19 protein-coding genes are annotated in these 19,097 nt (G+C 49.1%); 17 read left to right on the top strand and 2 right to left on the bottom strand.

Features of this window, described 5'->3' with window-relative positions; genetic code table 11:
* Positions 1 to 20: 20 nt before the first annotated feature.
* The 6 genes from Q0L39_RS02930 (at position 21) to Q0L39_RS02905 (ending at position 6,076) form a co-directional block, all read left to right on the top strand.
* The gene (locus tag Q0L39_RS02930; protein WP_296626839.1) at positions 21 to 602 is read left to right on the top strand and encodes an ABC transporter substrate-binding protein; all 582 of its coding nucleotides are present in this window, start codon (positions 21 to 23) and stop codon (positions 600 to 602) included.
* A complete protein-coding gene (locus tag Q0L39_RS02925; protein WP_296626838.1) occupies positions 577 to 1,074 on the top strand; it encodes a hypothetical protein in 498 nt (165 codons plus the stop codon). Before Q0L39_RS02930 ends, Q0L39_RS02925 begins: the two co-directional genes overlap by 26 nt.
* A 272-nt stretch (positions 1,075 to 1,346) precedes the next feature.
* Positions 1,347 to 1,925, top strand: coding sequence for a cupin domain-containing protein (locus tag Q0L39_RS02920; protein WP_296626837.1), 579 nt, complete (start codon positions 1,347 to 1,349; stop codon positions 1,923 to 1,925).
* A gap of 595 nt (positions 1,926 to 2,520) precedes the next feature.
* On the top strand, positions 2,521 to 3,006 hold the full coding sequence (locus tag Q0L39_RS02915; RefSeq protein WP_296626836.1) for an NAD(P)H-dependent oxidoreductase subunit E: 486 nt from the start codon (positions 2,521 to 2,523) through the stop codon (positions 3,004 to 3,006).
* Positions 3,007 to 3,036: 30 nt separating this feature from the next.
* Positions 3,037 to 4,347, top strand: a complete 1,311-nt coding sequence (locus Q0L39_RS02910) for an NADH-ubiquinone oxidoreductase-F iron-sulfur binding region domain-containing protein (protein ID WP_296626835.1) — start codon at positions 3,037 to 3,039, stop codon at positions 4,345 to 4,347.
* Positions 4,337 to 6,076 (top strand): NADH-dependent [FeFe] hydrogenase, group A6, encoded by a 1,740-nt coding sequence (locus Q0L39_RS02905; protein ID WP_296626860.1) that lies wholly within the window; start codon positions 4,337 to 4,339, stop codon positions 6,074 to 6,076. Before Q0L39_RS02910 ends, Q0L39_RS02905 begins: the two co-directional genes overlap by 11 nt.
* Before the next feature lie 35 nt (positions 6,077 to 6,111).
* On the opposite strand, the gene Q0L39_RS02900 is transcribed toward Q0L39_RS02905, so the two are convergent.
* A complete protein-coding gene (locus Q0L39_RS02900; protein WP_296626834.1) occupies positions 6,112 to 7,083 on the bottom strand; it encodes a LysR family transcriptional regulator in 972 nt (323 codons plus the stop codon).
* Between the two features lie 109 nt (positions 7,084 to 7,192).
* Here Q0L39_RS02900 and Q0L39_RS02895 point away from each other — a divergent pair, with 109 nt between their 5' ends.
* From Q0L39_RS02895 to purD, 11 genes are all read left to right on the top strand, one after another.
* Positions 7,193 to 7,906 carry an amino acid racemase gene (locus tag Q0L39_RS02895; RefSeq protein WP_296626833.1) on the top strand — a complete coding sequence of 238 codons (714 nt, stop codon included), beginning with the start codon at positions 7,193 to 7,195 and terminating at the stop codon, positions 7,904 to 7,906.
* Positions 7,907 to 8,177: 271 nt separating this feature from the next.
* A complete protein-coding gene (locus Q0L39_RS02890) occupies positions 8,178 to 8,612 on the top strand; it encodes an NfeD family protein (protein ID WP_296626832.1) in 435 nt (144 codons plus the stop codon).
* A 68-nt stretch (positions 8,613 to 8,680) separates the two neighbouring features.
* The gene (locus Q0L39_RS02885) at positions 8,681 to 9,625 is read left to right on the top strand and encodes an SPFH domain-containing protein (RefSeq protein WP_296626831.1); all 945 of its coding nucleotides are present in this window, start codon (positions 8,681 to 8,683) and stop codon (positions 9,623 to 9,625) included.
* A gap of 525 nt (positions 9,626 to 10,150) precedes the next feature.
* Positions 10,151 to 10,660 carry a 5-(carboxyamino)imidazole ribonucleotide mutase gene (gene purE / locus Q0L39_RS02880; protein ID WP_296626830.1) on the top strand — a complete coding sequence of 170 codons (510 nt, stop codon included), beginning with the start codon at positions 10,151 to 10,153 and terminating at the stop codon, positions 10,658 to 10,660.
* A gap of 78 nt (positions 10,661 to 10,738) precedes the next feature.
* Positions 10,739 to 11,449 (top strand): phosphoribosylaminoimidazolesuccinocarboxamide synthase, encoded by a 711-nt coding sequence (gene purC / locus Q0L39_RS02875; RefSeq protein ID WP_296626829.1) that lies wholly within the window; start codon positions 10,739 to 10,741, stop codon positions 11,447 to 11,449.
* Positions 11,450 to 11,595: 146 nt separating this feature from the next.
* Complete coding sequence (gene purF, locus Q0L39_RS02870) at positions 11,596 to 13,023, top strand: amidophosphoribosyltransferase (RefSeq protein ID WP_296626828.1); 1,428 nt, start codon at positions 11,596 to 11,598, stop codon at positions 13,021 to 13,023.
* Positions 13,024 to 13,059: 36 nt separating this feature from the next.
* The gene (purM, locus tag Q0L39_RS02865) at positions 13,060 to 14,097 is read left to right on the top strand and encodes a phosphoribosylformylglycinamidine cyclo-ligase (RefSeq protein WP_296626827.1); all 1,038 of its coding nucleotides are present in this window, start codon (positions 13,060 to 13,062) and stop codon (positions 14,095 to 14,097) included.
* Positions 14,098 to 14,188: 91 nt separating this feature from the next.
* On the top strand, positions 14,189 to 14,800 hold the full coding sequence (gene purN, locus Q0L39_RS02860; protein WP_296626826.1) for a phosphoribosylglycinamide formyltransferase: 612 nt from the start codon (positions 14,189 to 14,191) through the stop codon (positions 14,798 to 14,800).
* Positions 14,801 to 14,825: 25 nt separating this feature from the next.
* Positions 14,826 to 15,527, top strand: a complete 702-nt coding sequence (locus tag Q0L39_RS02855) for an IMP cyclohydrolase (RefSeq protein ID WP_296626825.1) — start codon at positions 14,826 to 14,828, stop codon at positions 15,525 to 15,527.
* A gap of 39 nt (positions 15,528 to 15,566) precedes the next feature.
* Entirely contained in the window at positions 15,567 to 16,748 is a 1,182-nt protein-coding gene (locus tag Q0L39_RS02850) for a phosphoribosylaminoimidazolecarboxamide formyltransferase (RefSeq protein ID WP_296626824.1), read from the top strand.
* A 75-nt stretch (positions 16,749 to 16,823) separates the two neighbouring features.
* Positions 16,824 to 18,107, top strand: coding sequence for a phosphoribosylamine--glycine ligase (gene purD, locus Q0L39_RS02845; protein ID WP_296626823.1), 1,284 nt, complete (start codon positions 16,824 to 16,826; stop codon positions 18,105 to 18,107).
* Positions 18,108 to 18,412: 305 nt separating this feature from the next.
* On the opposite strand, the gene Q0L39_RS02840 is transcribed toward purD, so the two are convergent.
* Positions 18,413 to 19,097: 3'-5' exonuclease (locus Q0L39_RS02840; protein ID WP_296626822.1), on the bottom strand; the 685-nt coding region annotated here is incomplete at its 5' end.

Here is a 19,097-nt window from a genome sequence, read left to right as displayed (position 1 = left end):
GGGGAACAGACGATGGCGGATTGATCTGGACATTCCACCTCCGCGAAGGCGTTAAATGGGTAGACGTAAACGGAAATGCAACAGCAGATTGTACCTCTCAGGACTTTGCAACCGGTCTGGAATGGGTATTGAACTTCCATAAAAATGACTCGGTCAACACCTCCATGCCGATTGAAATGATCAAGGGTGCATCGGAATATTATGAATATACCAAGACACTCTCCAAAGAAGAAGCTTATGCGTTAACTGCAGAGGAGGGCTCCAAGTTTAGAGAAATGGTTTCCTTGGAAACTCCGGATGATTTGACGCTTGTTTATACCTGCGTATCTCCAAAGCCATATTTTGATACCGTAGCGACCTATTCCTGCCTCTATCCGGCGCCACAGGCTTTGATAGATGAATTGGGAGTCGATGGTTTCAAGGCAATGGACAATGAAACAATGTGGTACAACGGCTGTTATATCATGACCTCCTACATTCAGGGCAATGAGAAGATTTTCACCAAGAATCCATTGTACTGGGATACCGACTGCAAGCTGTTCGATACTGTTACAATCAAAATGGTGGAATCCAACGATGTTGCCTTCCAGCTCTACCAATGAAGTTATAGAACCACAGCTGCATTCCATTATGATCAATGGCTGGGGCGCTGACTACGGTGACCCACAGAACTATCTGGGCCAGGAAACTTACGGAAACGACAATGCGTACTATTCCAGCAAATACTCCTGCATCAACAATGTCACCGAAGAAACAGAAGCAAATAAAGAACTGCTTGCTACCTATAAAGAATACACCTCGCTGGTAGAAGCAGCAGATGCAATCACCGATGATATGGATGCCCGTTATCAGGCATACGCAAAAGCAGAAGCATATCTGCTGGAGCATGCACTGGTAATCCCATGCAACTACAGCGTTGGCTGGTGTCTGACCAAGTATAACCTGTACAGCACCATGAACGCAATGTACGGCGGCGTCAACTCCAAGATCAAAAACTGGGAAACCAATGCAAATGGTTATACCACTGAGGAAATGAATGCGATCGCTGACGCACATAACCAGGCAACAGAATAAGGACAAATAAAAAAGCCGGTCTTTAAGACCGACTTTTTTATTTGCTGTATGGAAGGTATGATTGCACATGTTCATTTTTATGAAAAAGAAATCAGAAAGAAGCGGTGAAAAGAAGGAAATAGACTGGTAATAATGTACAATGAATAAGGAAGATAATTAATTAAAAAGGATAATATTGTCTGCTTTTTTAATATATTGAAAAATAGTGATTGTAATTTAAGTAAAAAGATATTATATTAAAATAAAGGATATTTAAGGTTGGAGGAGAGACAATGACCAAAAACATTGATATTGGAACCAAGATCAAAAAATACAGAAAGGATAAAAAATATACGCTGAAAATGCTCTCGGAACAGACGGGACTTTCCATCGGCTTTTTGTCCCAGCTGGAACGCGGAATGACCACCATCGCGATTGATTCGCTGGCAAATGTTGCAAAGGTACTCGGCATTGAGTTGTCCGACTTCTTCGAAAGTGATACTCGTGCGGGAAGTGATCCGGTTACACATGGCTATGATATGCCAATGACCCAGATCACACCGGAGATTATCCAGTACACCCTGAGCAAAAACGTGGAGCAGAGCGAATTGTTCCCGCGTCTGTTCTATCTGCTTCCGTTTGGAGAGGAGCCGGAAAGCGAGCCGGAACCATATAAGCACGAGGGAGAAGAATTTATCTATGTATTGGAAGGAATTCTGACTTTGGAACTGGAGGGAAAACACTATACCCTCTATCCTGGAGACAGCATTCACTTTAGCTCCGCAGTTCGCCACAACTGGAAAAATCAGACCTCAAAAATCACAAAAATTCTGATGGTGAACACTCCGAACCCGATGAAAACAGCAGAATAAATGAATGAACAAATCCTTCTTTTTGATGACGAAGTGTCCAACCAAAAAGAAGGATTGTTTTTTATGAGAAGATAGAATAGAACGAAAAAAAGGAAAATGACTGTACCTGAAGGCCAAATAACTTTTGAAGGAAATGGTAGTTTTTTGTAGCTATATTCAGGATTTTATACGAAAAATAAAGAAATGTTTTGACGTGGATTTTTAGGCGGTATTTTTGTCTGGCAAGGACGAAGTGGTGCACAAAAACGCTTCTAATATTGAAAATAATTATGCAATTTATACAGTATTTTGCGCGCTTTAGGAAATGAAAACTTTATATCAGGGACAAATGTTTGTCGATAAAAAACAGAAAATGCTTAAAACAGGAATTTGTCATAAATTTAACGCTTGACGGAAGGGTGCAGACCCAATATAATTTTCATATATAGATGAAGTCTATCGGAAGTAGGATAGGACTATCATCTTTTATATGAAAAAGATTGTTCTAAAAAACAACAACAGGCGCGCGGAATGTATATAAGAAACAAATATAACAAAACAAACAACAAGTCACCGTTTCGCACGCTGAAAAAAAGTTTGGGGGAGGAATTTTTGGATGGCAACAGAAACTCTGAGCAGAGAACGAGTTCTGGAGATCATCGAGGAATGCGGAGGAGATAAAGAACATCTTCTTTCGATTCTTATTGAGATCCAGAGGGAGTGCAGAAGAAATTATATCAATGAAGCCAGTGCAAGGGTGGTTGCAGAGAAACTGGACATCCCGCTGGTGCAGCTTTATGACATCCTGACCTTCTATGCGATGCTGGAAACCAAACCAAGGGGAAGATACATCATCGAGGTGTGCAACAACGCCCCATGCTATATCTCCAAGTCCCATGTGATGGCAAAATTCCTGCGTAAAGAGCTTGGCATCAACTTTGGTGAAACAACACCGGATGGAATGTTCAGCCTGCAGTATATGCCCTGTGTTGGTGCGTGCAACATCGGTCCGGTTATCAAAATCGGCGACAAGGTGTATGGAAACCTGAATGAGGAGAGAATCAGAAAGATTCTCAAAGAACTCAGAGAAAACGCCCAGTAATCCCGGGCTCCGAGGAAAGGATGTCAGATTATGGCAAAAACAATTCAGCTTTTGACCGCGCGCTGCGGCAAGATCCGTCCGGACTCTGTGGCGGACTATATTGCACACGACGGTTTTTCCGCTTTGAAAAAAGCGATGAATATGGACCCGATGCAGATCATCAACGAGGTCATCGACGCCAAACTGCTGGGACGCGGCGGTGCCTCCTATCCGGCGGGCAAAAAATGGAAACAGCTGTATGAGATCGAGGGCGATCCCAAATATATCGTCTGCAACGCCGACGAGGGCGAGCCTGGAACCTTCAAAGACATGGTCCTGCTGGAAAAAGATCCACTGAGCATCATCGAAGGTATGGCGATTGCCGGTTATGTATTTAACTCGCACGATGGCTATATCTATATCCGCGGCGAATACCGTGAGATTCAGAAACTCTTCCAGGCGGCAATCGACAATGCCGTCAAAGCAAACTATCTTGGCGATAACATCATGGGCTCCAACTTCAGCTTCCATGTACATATCGTATCCGGTGCAGGTGCTTATATCTGCGGCGAAAACTCCGGCCTGCTCAACTCCATCGAGGCAAAGACCGGCCGTCCGCGTGTAAAACCACCGCATCTGGCAGAGGTTGGTCTGTACTCCAAACCAACACTGGTCAACAACGTAGAGTCCTTTGCAAGCGTGCCGCAGATTGTCAATATGGGCGGCAAGGCCTTCCAGGAGCTGGGCGTTGAGGATTCGGGCGGTACCAAACTGATCTGTCTGTCCGGTAATGTAAAACGCAGAGGCACCTTTGAAATTCCAATCGGCGGTGTCACCCTGAGAGATATTATCTTTGATCCTGAATTCGGCGGCGGCATTCCAGACGGCAAGGAACTCAAGTGCTATCATCTGGGCGGCCAGTCCGGTCCAATCGGTTTCCCTGAGCAGCTGGATACCCGTTACGATCACACCTCCCTGAAGAAGGTTGGTCTGAGCATCGGTTCGGGTGCAGTCGTTGTTCTGGATGATACCATCTGCATGATTGATTACCTGAAAAAGGTTTCGGAATTCTTCATTCACGAAAGCTGCGGCAAATGTGTTCCATGCCGTGAAGGTAACCGTCAGATGTACATGATTCTGCACAAATTTGCAACAGGTCTTGCGACTGAAAAGGATTTTGAGCGCCTGGAGCGTCTGTCCTTTACCATGTCGACAGCTTCTTCCTGCGGCCTGGGCCAGTCTGCATGCACTGCACTGGATTCCTGCCTGCTGCACAGAAGAGAAGAATTTGAGGCACACATCAACGGCATTTGTCCGGTTTGTTTAAATAGCAGAAAGTATGGTGACCAGTATGCATATTGATCCAAATAAGATGGTTACAATTAAGATTGACGGTATTCCGGTAACCGTGCCATCCGGTACCACTATCATGGAAGCCGCAAGAAAAATCGGCATCAAGATTCCATCCCTGTGTCACCATCCTGACCTGGGTGTCCGCGCATTCTGCCGCGTATGTCTGGTTGAGGACAGCCACAGCAGAAGATTAAAGACTGCCTGCAACAACCTGGTTGACGAAGCAGGCGATATCACCACCAACTCTCCAAAGGTCCGCAAAGCCCGCAAGACCGTCCTGGAGCTGCTGCTGGCAAACCATCCGCAGGATTGTCTGCACTGTGAAAGAAACGGCAAGTGCGAATTGCAAACCCTGGCTGCAGAGTACAATATCCGCGGCAACATCTTTGATCCAGTTTGGAAACCAGTTCCAAAAGAGATGAGCAATCCTTCTCTGGTTCGCGATATGACCAAGTGTGTTCGCTGCGGACGTTGCGTAGAAGCTTGTCAGGCAATCCAGACTACCAATGCGATCGGTTACAGTGGACGTTCCACCGATTTCAAGATCACCACTGCATTTGAAAAACCGCTGAGCGAATCCCCATGCGTCTACTGTGGACAGTGTGTAGCAGTTTGTCCAGTAGGTGCTCTCTATGAAAAGGACGACACACAGCGCGTCTGGGATGCACTGGACAACAAAGATAAATTTGTCGTTGTTCAGACCGCTCCTGCAGTTCGTGTTGCCATCGGCGAAGAGTTTGGCATGGCAAGAGGCGCTATCGCCACCGGCAAGATGGTTGCTGCTCTGCGCAGACTGGGATTTGATAAGGTGTTCGATACCGACTTCTCCGCTGACCTGACCATCATGGAGGAAGGCTATGAGCTGATCGACCGCATTAAAAACGGCGGCACTCTGCCAATGATTACCTCCTGCAGCCCTGGTTGGATCAACTTTGTAGAAAAGACCTACCCAGATCTGCTGCCTCACGTTTCCTCCTGTAAATCTCCACAGCAGATGTTTGGTGCAATCGCAAAGACCTACTATGCTGATAAGATGGGCATTCCGCGCGACAAGATGTTTGTTGTTTCGATCATGCCTTGTATCGCAAAGAAATATGAGTGCCAGCGTCCGGAGATGAATTCTTCCGGTTATCAGGATGTCGACGTCGTTCTGACCACCCGTGAGCTTGCGAAGATGATCCGTATGGCTGGACTGGACTTCAACTTCCTGCCAGAGGAAGAATTCGACCATCCGCTGGGCCTTGGCTCCGGCGCAGGTGCGATCTTCGGTACCTCCGGCGGTGGTATGGAAGCTGCAATCCGTACCGTTTATGAGGTTGTTACCGGCAAAGAGCCACAGAGCCTCGACTTTACAGCCTGCCGTGGCCATGAGGGCATCAAGGAAGCAACACTGGATCTGGATGGTATGCCAGTCAAGGTTGCAATCACAAACGGCCTGAAGAACGCACGTGTTCTGATGGATAAGATCCGCGCAGGAGAAGCAGATTACCACTTTATCGAGGTTATGTGCTGCCCAGGCGGCTGTGTAGGCGGCGGCGGTCAGCCATTCAGAACAACTGCTGCTATCCGTGAACACCGTATGGATGGCCTGTACAAGGTCGATAAGAGCCTGCCACTTCGTCAGTCTCACAAGAATCCGGATATTCAGACACTGTACAGCGAGTTCCTCAAGGAGCCAAACAGCCATCTGGCTCATGAGTTGCTGCACACCCACTATCAGGATCGTTCGGCTAAGTAAAATTCTATTTTATACAATACAAAAGAGGACAGTACCTAATGGGTACTGTCCTCTTTTGTATTGTGCTGGATATTTTCGATGCCAAGTTTGATAAATTCGCGCATAGCCAGCGTGACATAGGAGGCGTTTTTGTAATAGAAATAGGCAAAGCGGCGGGTATGATTTGAATCAATCTTGAAGTAGACCAGATTGGATACCGGGGGAGTGCGGGTGACCAGTGTGTCACTGACCAGTGTGATGCCGATGTTGTTGCAGACAATGTTGTAGGCGGTGGTAAGCTGGTCGACCTCCAGCTGGATTTTGGGAGAGAAGCCCGCCTCCTCACAGAGAAAGTCCAGCTGGATGCGGGTGTCATTGCCGTGGCGCAGCGCAATAAAGGTGTGGCTGCAAAAGCTGTCCATAGAGATGGCCGGTGTCTGTATGCAGGTGTGCTTTCCTTTTAGGATATCTTCATGGGTGAGCGCACAGAGCGGGTGTCTGGCGCAGACCGGATCGCTGGCGGGGACGGCCAGCAGCAGCTGCTCGGAACAGAACAGTTCCCGCAGGTAGATGCTCTCGTCCATCGGATGGTTATCCAGCACCAGATCCAGGTCGCCCTTGAACAGCTTTTCCTCCAGATAGGAGATGTTCCCTTCGCTGAGCTTGACATCCACCCCGGGATAGAGGCGGTTAAACTCGCTGATGATCTGTGGCAGGACCAGCGCAGAAAAGGCGTTGTTCGAACCGATCGAGAGATGACCGGTTTTCAGGCCGCGCACGTCGTTGAGATAGTTTTCAAACTCGTTTTCCAGCGCCATCATCCGCTCAATGTAGCGGATATACTCCGCTCCGCACTCGGTCAGCTGTAAAGGCGAGGTGTTGCGGTTAAAGATGGGGAACCCCAATTTCTGTTCCGTCTTTTTGACCAGGGCGCTCAGGCAGGGCTGGGTGACATACAGATTTTTGGCAGCGCGGGTGAAACTCTTTTCCTTGTACACTTCATAGACATATTCCATGTTTCGAAACATCCGATCACCATCCATAAATGAAAATTTATGATTTTTATAAATATATAAATATTTGATTTTATTATAAAACAAATCTATACTAAAGTCAAAATCAAAAGGAGGCAACATGATGAACCGAGTGATTGGAATTATTGGAGGCATGGGACCGCTTGCCACCTGTGACCTGATGACAAAAATGATCCATTTTACCGATGCAGATACCGACCAGCAGCACGTCCGCCTGTGCGTGGACAGCAATACCAATATCCCCGACCGCACCGAAGCGATTCTGCACAACGGTGCCGACCCGGTGCCGGAGATGGTGAAGAGTGCGCTGCGCCTGCAGGGGATGGGCGCTGAGGTGCTGGTGATGTCCTGCAACACCGCGCACTATTTCTATGACGAAGTGGTGAAGTTTGTGGAGATCCCCTTCCTCAATATGATCGACCAGACGGCACTCTATCTTCAGCGAAAAGGGGTAGAGCGTGCCGCCGTGCTGGCGACCGACGGAACCCGCGACAGCGGCATCTTTGAACGGGCCTTTCAGAAGGCGGGCATTCAGACGATCTACCCCTCCAGGGAGCACCAGAAGGTGCTAATGTCGCTGGTGTACGACTATGTCAAGGCGGGCAACTTTGCGCTGGATGAGCTGCCGCTGTGGGACATCATTCACCAGCTGCGCGAGAGCGGCGCCCAGCAGCTGGTGCTCGGCTGCACCGAGCTGCCGTTGGCATTCCAGAAAATCGGCTGTACCGAGGGGGTTGTCGACCCGACCGAGATCCTCGCGCTGAGTGCGCTGCACTTTGTGGGAGCAAAGGTAAAAAAGGAATTTGACTGGGAATAGAACCATCTTTCAAAGATCAATGGGAAAAAACTGTATGACAGCGTGCGCAGGAGAAAACGGGAGCAATCGGGAGCGAGCGGAGAATGCCAGGCATCAAAAAATGACTGCCAGTGCCTTTAAAAGATGTTTTTTGATAATTGGCGGATATTGTGTGCGGAAGTATTTTATGGTATGATTAGTCCATAGAGAACGACAAGATATTTCATCGATGGAATAGCGAAAAACGTTGTTCCTATACTACAATGGAAGCTGAGAAAGGATGCGTGATTCTATGATGTCTTTTGCACCGATCATCTGGCTGATCCTGGTTATCTTGCTGATTGTGGTGGAAGTCGCCACCTATCAGCTGGTGGCAGTATGGTTTGCACTGGGCGCAGCAGTGGCACTGATTGTTTCGTTGTTTGATCTTTCAACAACAGTACAAATTCTTGTATTTGTCATTGTTTCCCTGATTGCCCTGGTGCTGAGCCGTCCGATGGTCAAAAAGCTGCAGTCTGCTCCAAAGGAAAAGACCAATGCTGACCGAATCATCGGGCAGACAGCCAAAGTACTGCAGCCAATCACTCCCGACCAGAAGGGAAGGGTGCAGGTGGATGGACAGGACTGGGCCGCTGCTGCACAGAACAAAGGCGACAGCTTTGCTGCCGGAGAGGATGTCACCATCATCCGCATCGAAGGCGTAACGCTGTATGTACAAAAACAGTAAGATGTTTTCTCGCTTTTCCTGGGAAACATTTTCACAGACAGCATGTGATTTGAAAGGTGGTTTATTTTATGCTATGGATTATTATTGCTCTGTTAGTCTTGGTTGTACTGATTCTTTTAGTTTCTAACATCAAGATTGTTCCTCAGTCGATGGTATTTGTCGTTGAACGTCTGGGCGCCTACCAGCAGACCTGGGAGACCGGCCTGCACTTCAAGGTCCCATTCATCGACCACATCGCCAAACGTGTTTCGCTCAAGGAACAGGTTGTTGATTTTAAACCGCAGCCGGTAATTACCCGCGATAACGTTACCATGCAGATCGACAGCGTTGTGTTCTATCAGATTACTGATGCCAAACTGTTCACCTACGGCGTGGAGCGTCCGATTTCCGCAATCGAAAATCTGACCGCCACCACTCTGCGTAACATCATCGGTGAGCTGGAGCTGGACCACACCCTGACCTCCCGTGATGTTATCAACACCAAGATCACCACGACCCTCGACACTGCCACCGATAAATGGGGCATCAAGGTCAACCGTGTCGAGCTGAAGAACATCCTGCCTCCGGCAGAGATTCAGGATGCGATGGAAAAACAGATGAAGGCAGAACGTCAGCGCCGTGAGTCGATCCTCCGCGCAGAAGGTCAGAAGCGCAGCCAGATCCTGATTGCAGAAGGTGAGAAGGAAGCTGCGATCCTGAAAGCACAGGCAGAAAAAGAATCTGCTATCCTGCGTGCAGATGCAGTTCGTGAACAGAAGATCCGTGAGGCTGACGGTGAAGCAAATGCAATCCTGAAGGTTCAGCAGGCATACGCAGACAGCTTGCGGATGCTCAATGAAGCTGCTCCGACCGATAAAGTCCTCACCCTCAAGAGCTTCGAGGCTCTTGCTAAGGTGGCAGACGGCAAGGCAACCAAGCTGATTATCCCAAGCCAGATGCAATCTATCGCCGGATTGGCTGCATCCATCAAAGAGGTCGTCACCGACCAGGCACCGGAAGAGCCACAGCAATAATCATGGTTTCTTTTACAAAAGCCCTGTTTTTCAAAAAACAGGGCTTTTGCTCTGTCATCGACATAATTTGATAATAAAATAACAAAAAGCGGAGAAAACACAGAAGGATTCGACAGAATCATAGATAATATGAACAAATATCCGTGCAAAATGGCAGGAAAATTAAAATACCTGTACGATTTTTGCGGGGGCTGTTGCGGGACGCTTGCAATTTAGACGCGATTCAGATAAAATAGTAATATCAAATCGAGGTAAAATCCAACGCCGTGTTTTGGCAGAATGGAGGAAGAAGCTGTGGAAATCTGTGCAATTTTTCGTTGGCAGCATTGCAACTGGAATAAGTGTAGCCAGCTGTCGGCAGCAGAGCAACAGGGCTTTTTCCGCGCTTTTTTCAAGACAGGTGCAGGATTTTTGCAGGCAAAAGTAGAATACAGGTAAAGTGTATGCTGTGGCAGGAGTGTCGCAGCGTTTTTTTATTGGCAGCATTTTCGGATGCAGCCAAACAAGAATAGGAGGAGAACGACCATGGCAAACGTTACTGCAAAAAAGGTTGCTGTTATCATGGGAAGCGACAGCGATCTTCCAACCGTAAAACCAGCGATTGATAAGCTCAAATCCTTTGGCATTGAGGTAGAGGCTCATGTGATGAGCGCACACCGTACACCGGCACAGGCAAGCAAATTTGCATCTGAGGCAAAGGCAAACGGCTTTGGCGTCATCATTGCAGCAGCTGGAAAAGCAGCTCACCTGGGCGGCGTACTGGCTGCACACACCACTCTGCCAGTCATCGGTATTCCGATCAAATCTTCCACTCTGGACGGTCTGGATGCACTGCTTGCCACCGTACAGATGCCATCCGGCATTCCGGTAGCAACCGTTGCAATCAACGGTGCAGAAAATGCAGCAATTCTGGCTGTACAGATGCTGGCACTTTCTGACGACAATCTGGCTGCACAGCTCGACCAGATGAAGAAAACCATGGAAGAATCGGTCATGGCAAAGGATGCAAAGCTTCAGCAGGAGCTGGGCTGCTAGTCCAATCAAATACAGTTGCTAATAATATTTATTAGATAGAAGCCGAAAAAGGCAATAGAAGCAATGGAGGTAATAGACATGAAAAAGTGTGAAATGCTCTATGAAGGAAAGGCAAAGAAGGTTTATACAACAGAGGACCCAGAACTGTTTATCGTTGACTACAAAGACGATGCAACAGCTTTTAACGGCCTGAAAAAAGGTACCATCCTGGGCAAAGGTGCAATCAACAACCGTGTTACCAATCATCTGATGAAGATGCTCGAAACCAAAGGCATTCCTACCCACTTTGTAGAGCAGCTGTCTGACCGCGAAACCGTTGTTAAAAAAGTAAAAATCGTTCCACTGGAAGTTATCATCCGCAACATCGCAGCAGGTTCCATGTCCAAACGTCTGGGCATTGAAGAAGGCAAAGTACTGCCTGTAACCGTTTTGGAATACAGCTACAAAAACGATGAACTGGGCGATCCACTGATCAACGACTATCATGCACTGGCAATGGAGCTGTGCACCAGAGAAGAGCTGGATCAGATTGCAAGCTATGCATTCAAGATCAACGAGATCCTCAAACAGTACTTCAAAGAGGTTAACGTTGACCTGGTAGACTTTAAACTCGAGTTCGGTAAACTTTCCGATGGCACCATCGTTCTGGCTGACGAGATCTCTCCTGACACCTGCCGTTTCTGGGATGCAACCACCCATGAGAAACTGGACAAAGACCGTTTCAGAAGAGATATGGACAATGTTGATGAGGGTTATCATGAAATCCTCAAGAGACTGCTGGGAGAATAATTCCCGTTCTTTTGCCAAAAACTGTTATCGGAAGGGACTCCTTCCGATAACAGTTGTGTAATAAAAACCGAGGATTGAAAACCGGTTTGTCACCGGGACAGGCTGTTGTTTTCATATTATGATCCGATTGGAAAGGGGACTTTTTGATGTTTGATCAGATTCATGAGGAATGCGGCGTTTTCGGCATTTATTCGCCGGAAAGCAGTCCAAGCGTTGTAGGGGATACCTATATGGCACTGTACGCTTTGCAGCACAGAGGACAGCAGAGCTGCGGTATTGCCGTCAATGATGATGGAGTAATCAGATCCTATCGCGACCTTGGTCTGGTGCCGGATACCTTTAACAAGCAGGTGCTCAGCGATTTGGGCAGCGGCAGAATGGCAGTTGGTCATGTGCTGTACGGCGCAACCAATCCAGAACGTGCAGATGCACAGCCACTGGTTGTCCGCCATATCAAAGGCAGCATGGCACTGGCTTTTAACGGCGCGCTGGTAAATGCTCCGGAACTGAAAGAAGAGCTGGAGCTCAAAGGCGCTATCTTCCACTCCAATTCGGATGCAGAGGTCATCTCCCATGTAATCATCAATGAGCGTCTGCACACAAACTCGATTGAGGAAGCAATCGAAAAAGCGATGGATAAGCTCAAAGGTGCTTACTCGATGGTTGTAATGTCTCCACAGAAACTGATGGCAGTCAGAGATCCACAGGGTATCAGACCGCTTGCAATGGGTAAGATGGGCGGCGAAATTGTTTTTGCTTCGGAAAGCTGTGCATTCGACAGCATCGGTGCAAAATTCGTAAGAGATGTTCGTCCAGGCGAGATCATTGTTGTTGACAGAAGCGGCGTTCGCAGCCTGGAAAGCCACTGTGGACAGAAGAGCGGTCTGTGTGTATTTGAATATGTATACACCGCTCGTCCTGACTCGGTCATCGAAGGCGAAAGCGTACACATGGCAAGAAAACGTGCAGGTGCATTCCTTGCACAGGAACATCCGGTAGAGGCTGATATCGTTATCGGTTCTCCAGACTCCGGTCTGGATGCAGCGCTCGGCTATGCTGAGGAATCCGGTATTCCATACGGAATCGGTTTTATCAAAAACCGTTATATCGGACGTACCTTCATTCTGCCGACACAGAAGGAAAGAGAACGTGCAGTTCACATCAAGCTCAATGTTCTGGAAGCAGCAGTAAAAGGCAAACGTGTTGTTCTGGTCGATGACTCCATCGTAAGAGGAACCACCAGCATCCAGATCACCAAGATGCTGCGTGATGCCGGAGCAACAGAAGTACATCTCCGTATTTCTTCCCCTCCGTTCATCAACCCATGCTACTTCGGTACCGACATCGACAGCAAGGACAAGCTGATTGCCTGCCGTATGTCTCAGGAAGAAATCCGTCGTACACTCGATGTTGATACTCTGGGTTACCTGAGCATTGAACACTGTGCACAGATCGCACAGACCACCACAGGATGCGAGTTCTGTATGGGCTGCTTCACCGGAAAATATCCAATCGATGTTCCGGAAGAAAAACCATGTGACAAATTTTCTCAGAAGCTCTGCAATAAAAAATAAGGGCAGAGTGGATTAACAGGAAAGGATTTTTACGATATGAGCGAAAGTTTCAGCGAAAGCTACAAGGCAGCCGGCGTTGACGTAACAGCCGGATACAAAGCAGTTGAATTGATGAAGGCACACGTTGCAAGAACCATGACAGCAGGCATGATGACCGGAATCGGCGGCTTCGGCGGCGCTTTTGAGCTGGACCTGACCGGTATCACCAAACCGGTTCTGGTTTCCGGTACAGACGGCGTTGGCACCAAGCTGAAGATCGCGTTTCTGCTGGATAAGCATGATACCGTCGGCATCGACTGCGTTGCAATGTGTGTCAACGATATCATCTGCTGCGGTGCAAAACCACTGATCTTCCTTGATTATATTGCACTGGGCAAGAACATTCCTGAAAAGGTAGCGGACATCGTCAAAGGTGTCGCTGATGGCTGTGTCGAGACCGGCTGTGCGCTGGTTGGCGGCGAAACTGCTGAGATGCCAGGCTTCTATCCAATCGACGAGTACGATGTAGCCGGCTTCAGCGTAGGTGTTGTAGACAAGGACAAGATGATCGATCCAGAGAATGTTGAGGTCGGTGATGTGCTGATCGCACTTCCATCCTCCGGCGTACATTCCAACGGTTTCTCGCTTGTCAGAAAGGTATTTGACCTGGACAACACTCCACGCAACATCTTCAAGGAATTTAATGGTTCTACCCTTGGTCAGACCCTGCTGACCCCAACCAGACTGTACGTCAAACCAATGCTCAAGCTCATTGACGAAGTCAAGGTAAAATCGATCGTCCATGTCACCGGCGGCGGTTTCTATGAAAATATTCCGCGTGCGCTCAACTCCAGAACCAAAGCGGTCATCGACCGCAGCAAAGTTCGCGTGCTGCCAATCTTCGAGGAGATTCAGCGCGTCGGCGAGATTCCAGAGCGTGACATGTTCAACACCTTCAATATGGGTGTCGGCATGATCGCCATCGTTTCCCGCGATCAAGCAGATAAAGCACTGGAAGTGCTGCATCAGGCGGGCGAGGACGCTTATGTCATCGGCGAAGTTCAGGCCGGAGAAAAGAATATCGAGATTCTCTAGTCTGATTGGACCTATCTGGACAAAAGCAGACGCGGCACCCATTGCGACGCAGCGTCTGCTTTTCATTTTTACAGGAAAAGGAGCGGTAGAAATGGTCAAGATTGCAGTGTTGGTGTCGGGAGGCGGTACAAACCTTCAGGCGCTGATCGACCGTCAGCGGGACGGCAAGCTCGGCTGCGGACAGATCAACCTGGTGCTCAGCTCCCGTGCAGATGCGTATGCACTGGAACGTGCAAAACAGGCAGGCATCGAAACAGCAGTTGTCCGCAAAAAGGACTGCGGCAGCGCGGAAGCTTATGACCACAAAATCGTCGAAGAACTGCACGCGCATGGCATCGAGCTTGTCGTGCTGGCCGGCTTTTTGAGCATCCTTGGCAAAGAGGTCATTGATGCTTATCCAAACCGCATCATCAATGTTCATCCGTCGCTCATTCCTTCGTTCTGCGGCAATGGCTTCTACGGACTGAAGGTACATGAGGCGGCACTTGCCTACGGCGTCAAGGTGACCGGAGCTACCGTTCACTTTGTCAACGAGGTGACCGACGGCGGCAGCATCATTCTGCAAAAAGCAGTGGATGTTCTGCCAGGGGATACACCGGAAGTTTTACAGCGACGTGTCATGGAGCAGGCAGAATGGGAGCTGCTGCCGCAGGCAACAGCGATGCTCTGCGACGAGATACAGAAGGAAAAAGGCAACTGTTAACCATTTTGGAGGAGGAATCAGCAGCATGAATTGTGTTAATCTTGCAGAAGAACTGCGCAGCAATACATATCCTGGACGTGGCATCGTTCTGGGCAGAAGCGAGGACGGCAAAAAGGCAGTCATCGCCTACTTTATCATGGGCCGCAGCGAAAATAGCCGCAACCGCGTCTTTGTAGAGCAGGACGGCGGAATCCGCACCGAGGCATTCGATCCGGCAAAACTGGAAGATCCGTCCCTGATTATCTATGCGCCGGTCCGCGTACTGGGCAGCAAGACCATCGTCACCAACGGCGATCAAACCGACACCGTCTACGACTTCCTCAAGGAAGGCAAGACCTTTGCTGATGCACTGCGCACCCGCACCTTTGAACCGGATGCACCAAACTTCACTCCTCGCATTTCCGGTGTGGTCGAGGGCTTTGACTACAAGCTGTCGATCCTCAAGAGCAACAACGGCGATCCTTCCAGCGCACATCGCTACTTCTTTGAGTACAGCGATCCAAAGGCAGGAGAGGGTCACTTCATCCACACCTACAAATGCGACGGCAACCCGATCCCTTCCTACGAAGGAGAGCCGACACCGGTTGTTATCCGTGGTGACATCGACGCATTCACCAAGGAAGTTTGGGAAAACCTGAACGAAGCAAACAAAGTTTCGCTGTTCACCCGCTTTATCGACGTAGAAAGCGGAGCAACAGAAACTCGCATTATCAATAAAAACAAGTAAGGGCAGAAAACCGGACATAGCAGAAAGGATTGATTTTTCATGGCAAATGAGCTGGCACTCAAATATGGATGCAACCCAAACCAGAAGCCATCCCGCATCTTCATGAAGGACGGCAGCGAACTGCCGATTCAGGTATTGAGCGGTAAACCTGGTTATATCAACTTTTTGGATGCTTTCAACAGCTGGCAGCTGGTCAAAGAGCTGAAGCAGGCAACCGGACTTCCGGCAGCAGCTTCCTTCAAACACGTTTCTCCAGCCGGTGCAGCAGTTGGCCTGCCGCTGGACGACACAATGAAGAAGATTTACTTTGTTGACGACCTCGGCGAGCTTTCTCCAATCGCCTGCGCTTATGCAAGAGCCAGAGGTGCAGATAGAATGTCCTCCTATGGTGACTTCATCGCACTGTCCGACGTCTGCGACGAGAGCTGCGCAAGAATCATCAAACGTGAGGTTTCCGACGGTATCATTGCTCCAGGCTATACCGAGGGAGCACTGGAAATCCTCCGTGCAAAACGCAAAGGCAGCTACAACATCATCCAGATCGACGAAAACTATGTTCCAGCTGAAATCGAGCACAAGGATGTATTCGGTATCACCTTTGAACAGGGCAGAAACAATCTGAAGATCGACAAAGAGCTGTTTAACAACATCGTTTCTCAGAACAAGGATCTGCCGGAGAACGCAAAGATCGACCTGCTCATCTCGCTGATTGCCCTCAAATACACCCAGTCCAACTCGGTTTGCTACGTCAAGGACGGTCAGGCAATCGGTATCGGCGCTGGTCAGCAGTCCAGAATCCACTGCACCAGACTGGCTGGCAACAAGGCAGACATCTGGTACCTGCGTCAGCACAAGAAGGTGCTCAACCTGCCATTTAAGAAGGATATCCACAGAGCAGACCGCGACAACACCATCGACGTCTATATCTCTGACGATTACATGGATGTTCTGGCAGACGGCGTTTGGGAGAACTTCTTCACCGAGAAACCGGAACCACTGACCAGAGAGGAAAAACGTGCATGGCTGGATACCCTCAGCGGTGTATCTCTCGGCTCGGATGCGTTCTTCCCATTCGGCGACAACATCGAACGTGCACATCGTTCCGGCGTTCAGTACATTGCAGAACCAGGCGGCTCGATTCGTGACGACAACGTCATCGAAACCTGCGACAAGTACAACATGGTACTGGCCTTCACCGGCATCCGTCTGTTCCATCACTAATCGAAACCAACCACAGGGGAAGGAAGCGTTCCTTCCCCTCTTTTAAAATGATCTGACAGGAAAGGAAGATTTGCCATGAAAATTCTGGTAGTAGGTTCCGGCGGCCGTGAACATGCCATTATCCGCAAGCTCAAACAGAGCCCAAAGGCAGAAAAAATCTACTGCTGTCCTGGTAACGGCGGCATCAGCGCCGATGCAGAGTGTGTGGACATCAAAGCGATGGACATCGACGGCGTCGTTCGTTTCTCCAAGGAAAACGCTATTGACCTGGTCGTCGTTGCTCCTGATGACCCGCTGGCAGCCGGTATGGTTGATGCGCTCAATAAGGAAGGCATCATGACCTTTGGTCCAACAAAGGATGCTGCACAGATCGAGGCAAGCAAGGTCTTTTCCAAAAATCTGATGAAGGAATTTGGCATCCCGACTGCCTCCTATGAGGTATTCGACGATCCAGCCAAAGCACTTGCCTATATCGAGCAGAAGAACGAGTATCCGGTAGTCATCAAGGCAGACGGTCTGGCGCTGGGCAAAGGCGTTATTATCGCCGCAAGCCACGAGGAAGCCAAAGAGGGCCTGCACGAGATCATGGAGGAAAAGGTGTTCGGCACCAGTGGCAACCATGTTGTTGTCGAAGAATTCCTGACCGGCCCTGAGGTTTCGGTGCTGGCATTTGTCGATGGCAAGACAGTGGTTCCGATGGTCTCCTCGATGGACCACAAACGCGCTCTGGATGGCGACAAGGGTCTCAACACTGGAGGCATGGGAACAGTTGCACCAAACCCATTCTACACTCCAGCGGTCGCACAGGAGTGCATGGAGAAGATTTTCCGTCCAACAGTGGATGCAATGCAGAAGCTGGGCAGACCATTCAAGGGCTGTCTGTACTTCGGCCTGATGCTGACACCAAAGGGCCCGTACGTCATCGAGTATAACAGCCGCTTCGGCGATCCTGAAACACAGGTTGTACTGGAGCTGCTGGACAGCGATCTGGTCGACATTATGGAAGCGGTCTATAACGGCACACTGACCGAAGAGATGGTTCACTTCTCAGATGAGAAAGCTGCCTGCGTCATCATTGCCAGCGGCGGCTATCCAAAGTCGTATAAAAAAGGACTGCCGATCAGCGGATTGAACGAGAAGGGTCAGCGCGAAGGCGTAAGCATCTATCATTCGGGCACCAAGCTGAGCGACGGCGTTTACTACAACAACGGTGGACGTGTGCTGGGAGTCACTGCACGGGCAGAGAGCCTGCAGGCGGCACTGGATAAGGCGTATGCAAATGTGGACGAAATTCACTTTGAGGATTGCTTCAGCCGTCGGGATATTGGTAAACGGGCGCTTAGTGCGAAAAACGACTAGTTTTTGATGAAACGAACCTAAAACAAAAACTAAAGTTTTTTGTCAAACTTTTGTACACAAAAGTTTGTAGGGGTACGGGGGCAACGCCCCTGTGACACTTTAATAATACAAAATAAAAACGATAGGGGCACAGACCCTTTTCGATGTAGGCGTACGAGAGTACGAAGGCCGCCATTTGGCGGCCTTTTTTCTATATGGGCATTAAATATCTGCAATATTTCTGGTGTAGAAATTTTTTGACAATATAGAAGATTCCTTAAACAAAAAAACCGGAGATGGATTTTTTCCATCTCCGGTTTGACATTTTATTTACCCTCTTTCAGGAATCGGCTCGCCTCGCCGGTGTACAACACCGCCAAACGATGCAGCGCACGGGTGCAGGCAACATAGAGAAGCTGACGGTCGTACTCATTGCGGTAGTTTTTCTCATCGGCACCACAGATGATGGTGGCGTCGAACTCCAATCCTTTGGACATGTAGACCGGCATCAGCATGACGCCGGAGAAAATCTCCTTGCGGTTGGTGTCCACCAGATGAATCGGCAGTTGATCCTTGAGCAGGGCATACAGCTTTTTGGCTTGCTTCTGGCTCTTGCAGATCAGTCCTACCGACTCGTAACCCTCTGCAAGATAGCTGCGGGTCAGTTCGACAATCCGCGCAACCAGTGCATCCTTGTTATCAAGCTGCTCGATCAGCGGCGGCTGCTCATGACGGTCAAAGCTCTCCATGCCTTCGTCACAGCTTAAGAAGCGGCGGGAAAATTCGTTGATCTCGTAGGAGCAGCGGAAGCCTTTACTCAGGGTAATCAGGCAGGAATTGCGCTTTGCAAAGATGGCTGCCGTGTCCTTGTAAAACTGCGGACCTTCCTGCTTTTCGATGGTTTGGTTGTAGTCGCCCATGATGGTGTAGCGGGCGGATGAGAACATCTTTTTGAGGATGTAAAAATGCAGTGGATAATAGTCCTGCGCCTCATCTACCACCACCTGACGG

Origin of the sequence: uncultured Negativibacillus sp., from assembly GCF_944388365.1 — a bacterium.
GTDB lineage: Bacteria > Bacillota > Clostridia > Oscillospirales > Ruminococcaceae > Negativibacillus.
The sequence above is the reverse complement of the archived record's forward strand: the minus strand, read 5'-3'. Positions and strand labels throughout refer to the sequence as shown.

Bases quoted from the DNA above. Each gene is read 5' to 3' on its own strand.
- Q0L39_RS02890 (WP_296626832.1), top strand. From the start codon at position 8,178: ATGATGTCTTTTGCACCGATCATCTGGCTGATCCTGGTTATCTTGCTG.
- Q0L39_RS02895 (WP_296626833.1), top strand. From the start codon at position 7,193: ATGAACCGAGTGATTGGAATTATTGGAGGCATGGGACCGCTTGCCACC.
- Q0L39_RS02925 (WP_296626838.1), top strand. From the start codon at position 577: ATGTTGCCTTCCAGCTCTACCAATGAAGTTATAGAACCACAGCTGCAT.
- Q0L39_RS02900 (WP_296626834.1), bottom strand. From the start codon at position 7,083: ATGTTTCGAAACATGGAATATGTCTATGAAGTGTACAAGGAAAAGAGT.
- Q0L39_RS02920 (WP_296626837.1), top strand. From the start codon at position 1,347: ATGACCAAAAACATTGATATTGGAACCAAGATCAAAAAATACAGAAAG.
- Q0L39_RS02910 (WP_296626835.1), top strand. From the start codon at position 3,037: ATGGCAAAAACAATTCAGCTTTTGACCGCGCGCTGCGGCAAGATCCGT.
- purN (WP_296626826.1), top strand. From the start codon at position 14,189: ATGGTCAAGATTGCAGTGTTGGTGTCGGGAGGCGGTACAAACCTTCAG.
- purF (WP_296626828.1), top strand. From the start codon at position 11,596: ATGTTTGATCAGATTCATGAGGAATGCGGCGTTTTCGGCATTTATTCG.
- Q0L39_RS02905 (WP_296626860.1), top strand. From the start codon at position 4,337: ATGCATATTGATCCAAATAAGATGGTTACAATTAAGATTGACGGTATT.
- purE (WP_296626830.1), top strand. From the start codon at position 10,151: ATGGCAAACGTTACTGCAAAAAAGGTTGCTGTTATCATGGGAAGCGAC.
- Q0L39_RS02885 (WP_296626831.1), top strand. From the start codon at position 8,681: ATGCTATGGATTATTATTGCTCTGTTAGTCTTGGTTGTACTGATTCTT.
- Q0L39_RS02850 (WP_296626824.1), top strand. From the start codon at position 15,567: ATGGCAAATGAGCTGGCACTCAAATATGGATGCAACCCAAACCAGAAG.
- purM (WP_296626827.1), top strand. From the start codon at position 13,060: ATGAGCGAAAGTTTCAGCGAAAGCTACAAGGCAGCCGGCGTTGACGTA.
- purD (WP_296626823.1), top strand. From the start codon at position 16,824: ATGAAAATTCTGGTAGTAGGTTCCGGCGGCCGTGAACATGCCATTATC.
- Q0L39_RS02855 (WP_296626825.1), top strand. From the start codon at position 14,826: ATGAATTGTGTTAATCTTGCAGAAGAACTGCGCAGCAATACATATCCT.
- Q0L39_RS02915 (WP_296626836.1), top strand. From the start codon at position 2,521: ATGGCAACAGAAACTCTGAGCAGAGAACGAGTTCTGGAGATCATCGAG.
- purC (WP_296626829.1), top strand. From the start codon at position 10,739: ATGAAAAAGTGTGAAATGCTCTATGAAGGAAAGGCAAAGAAGGTTTAT.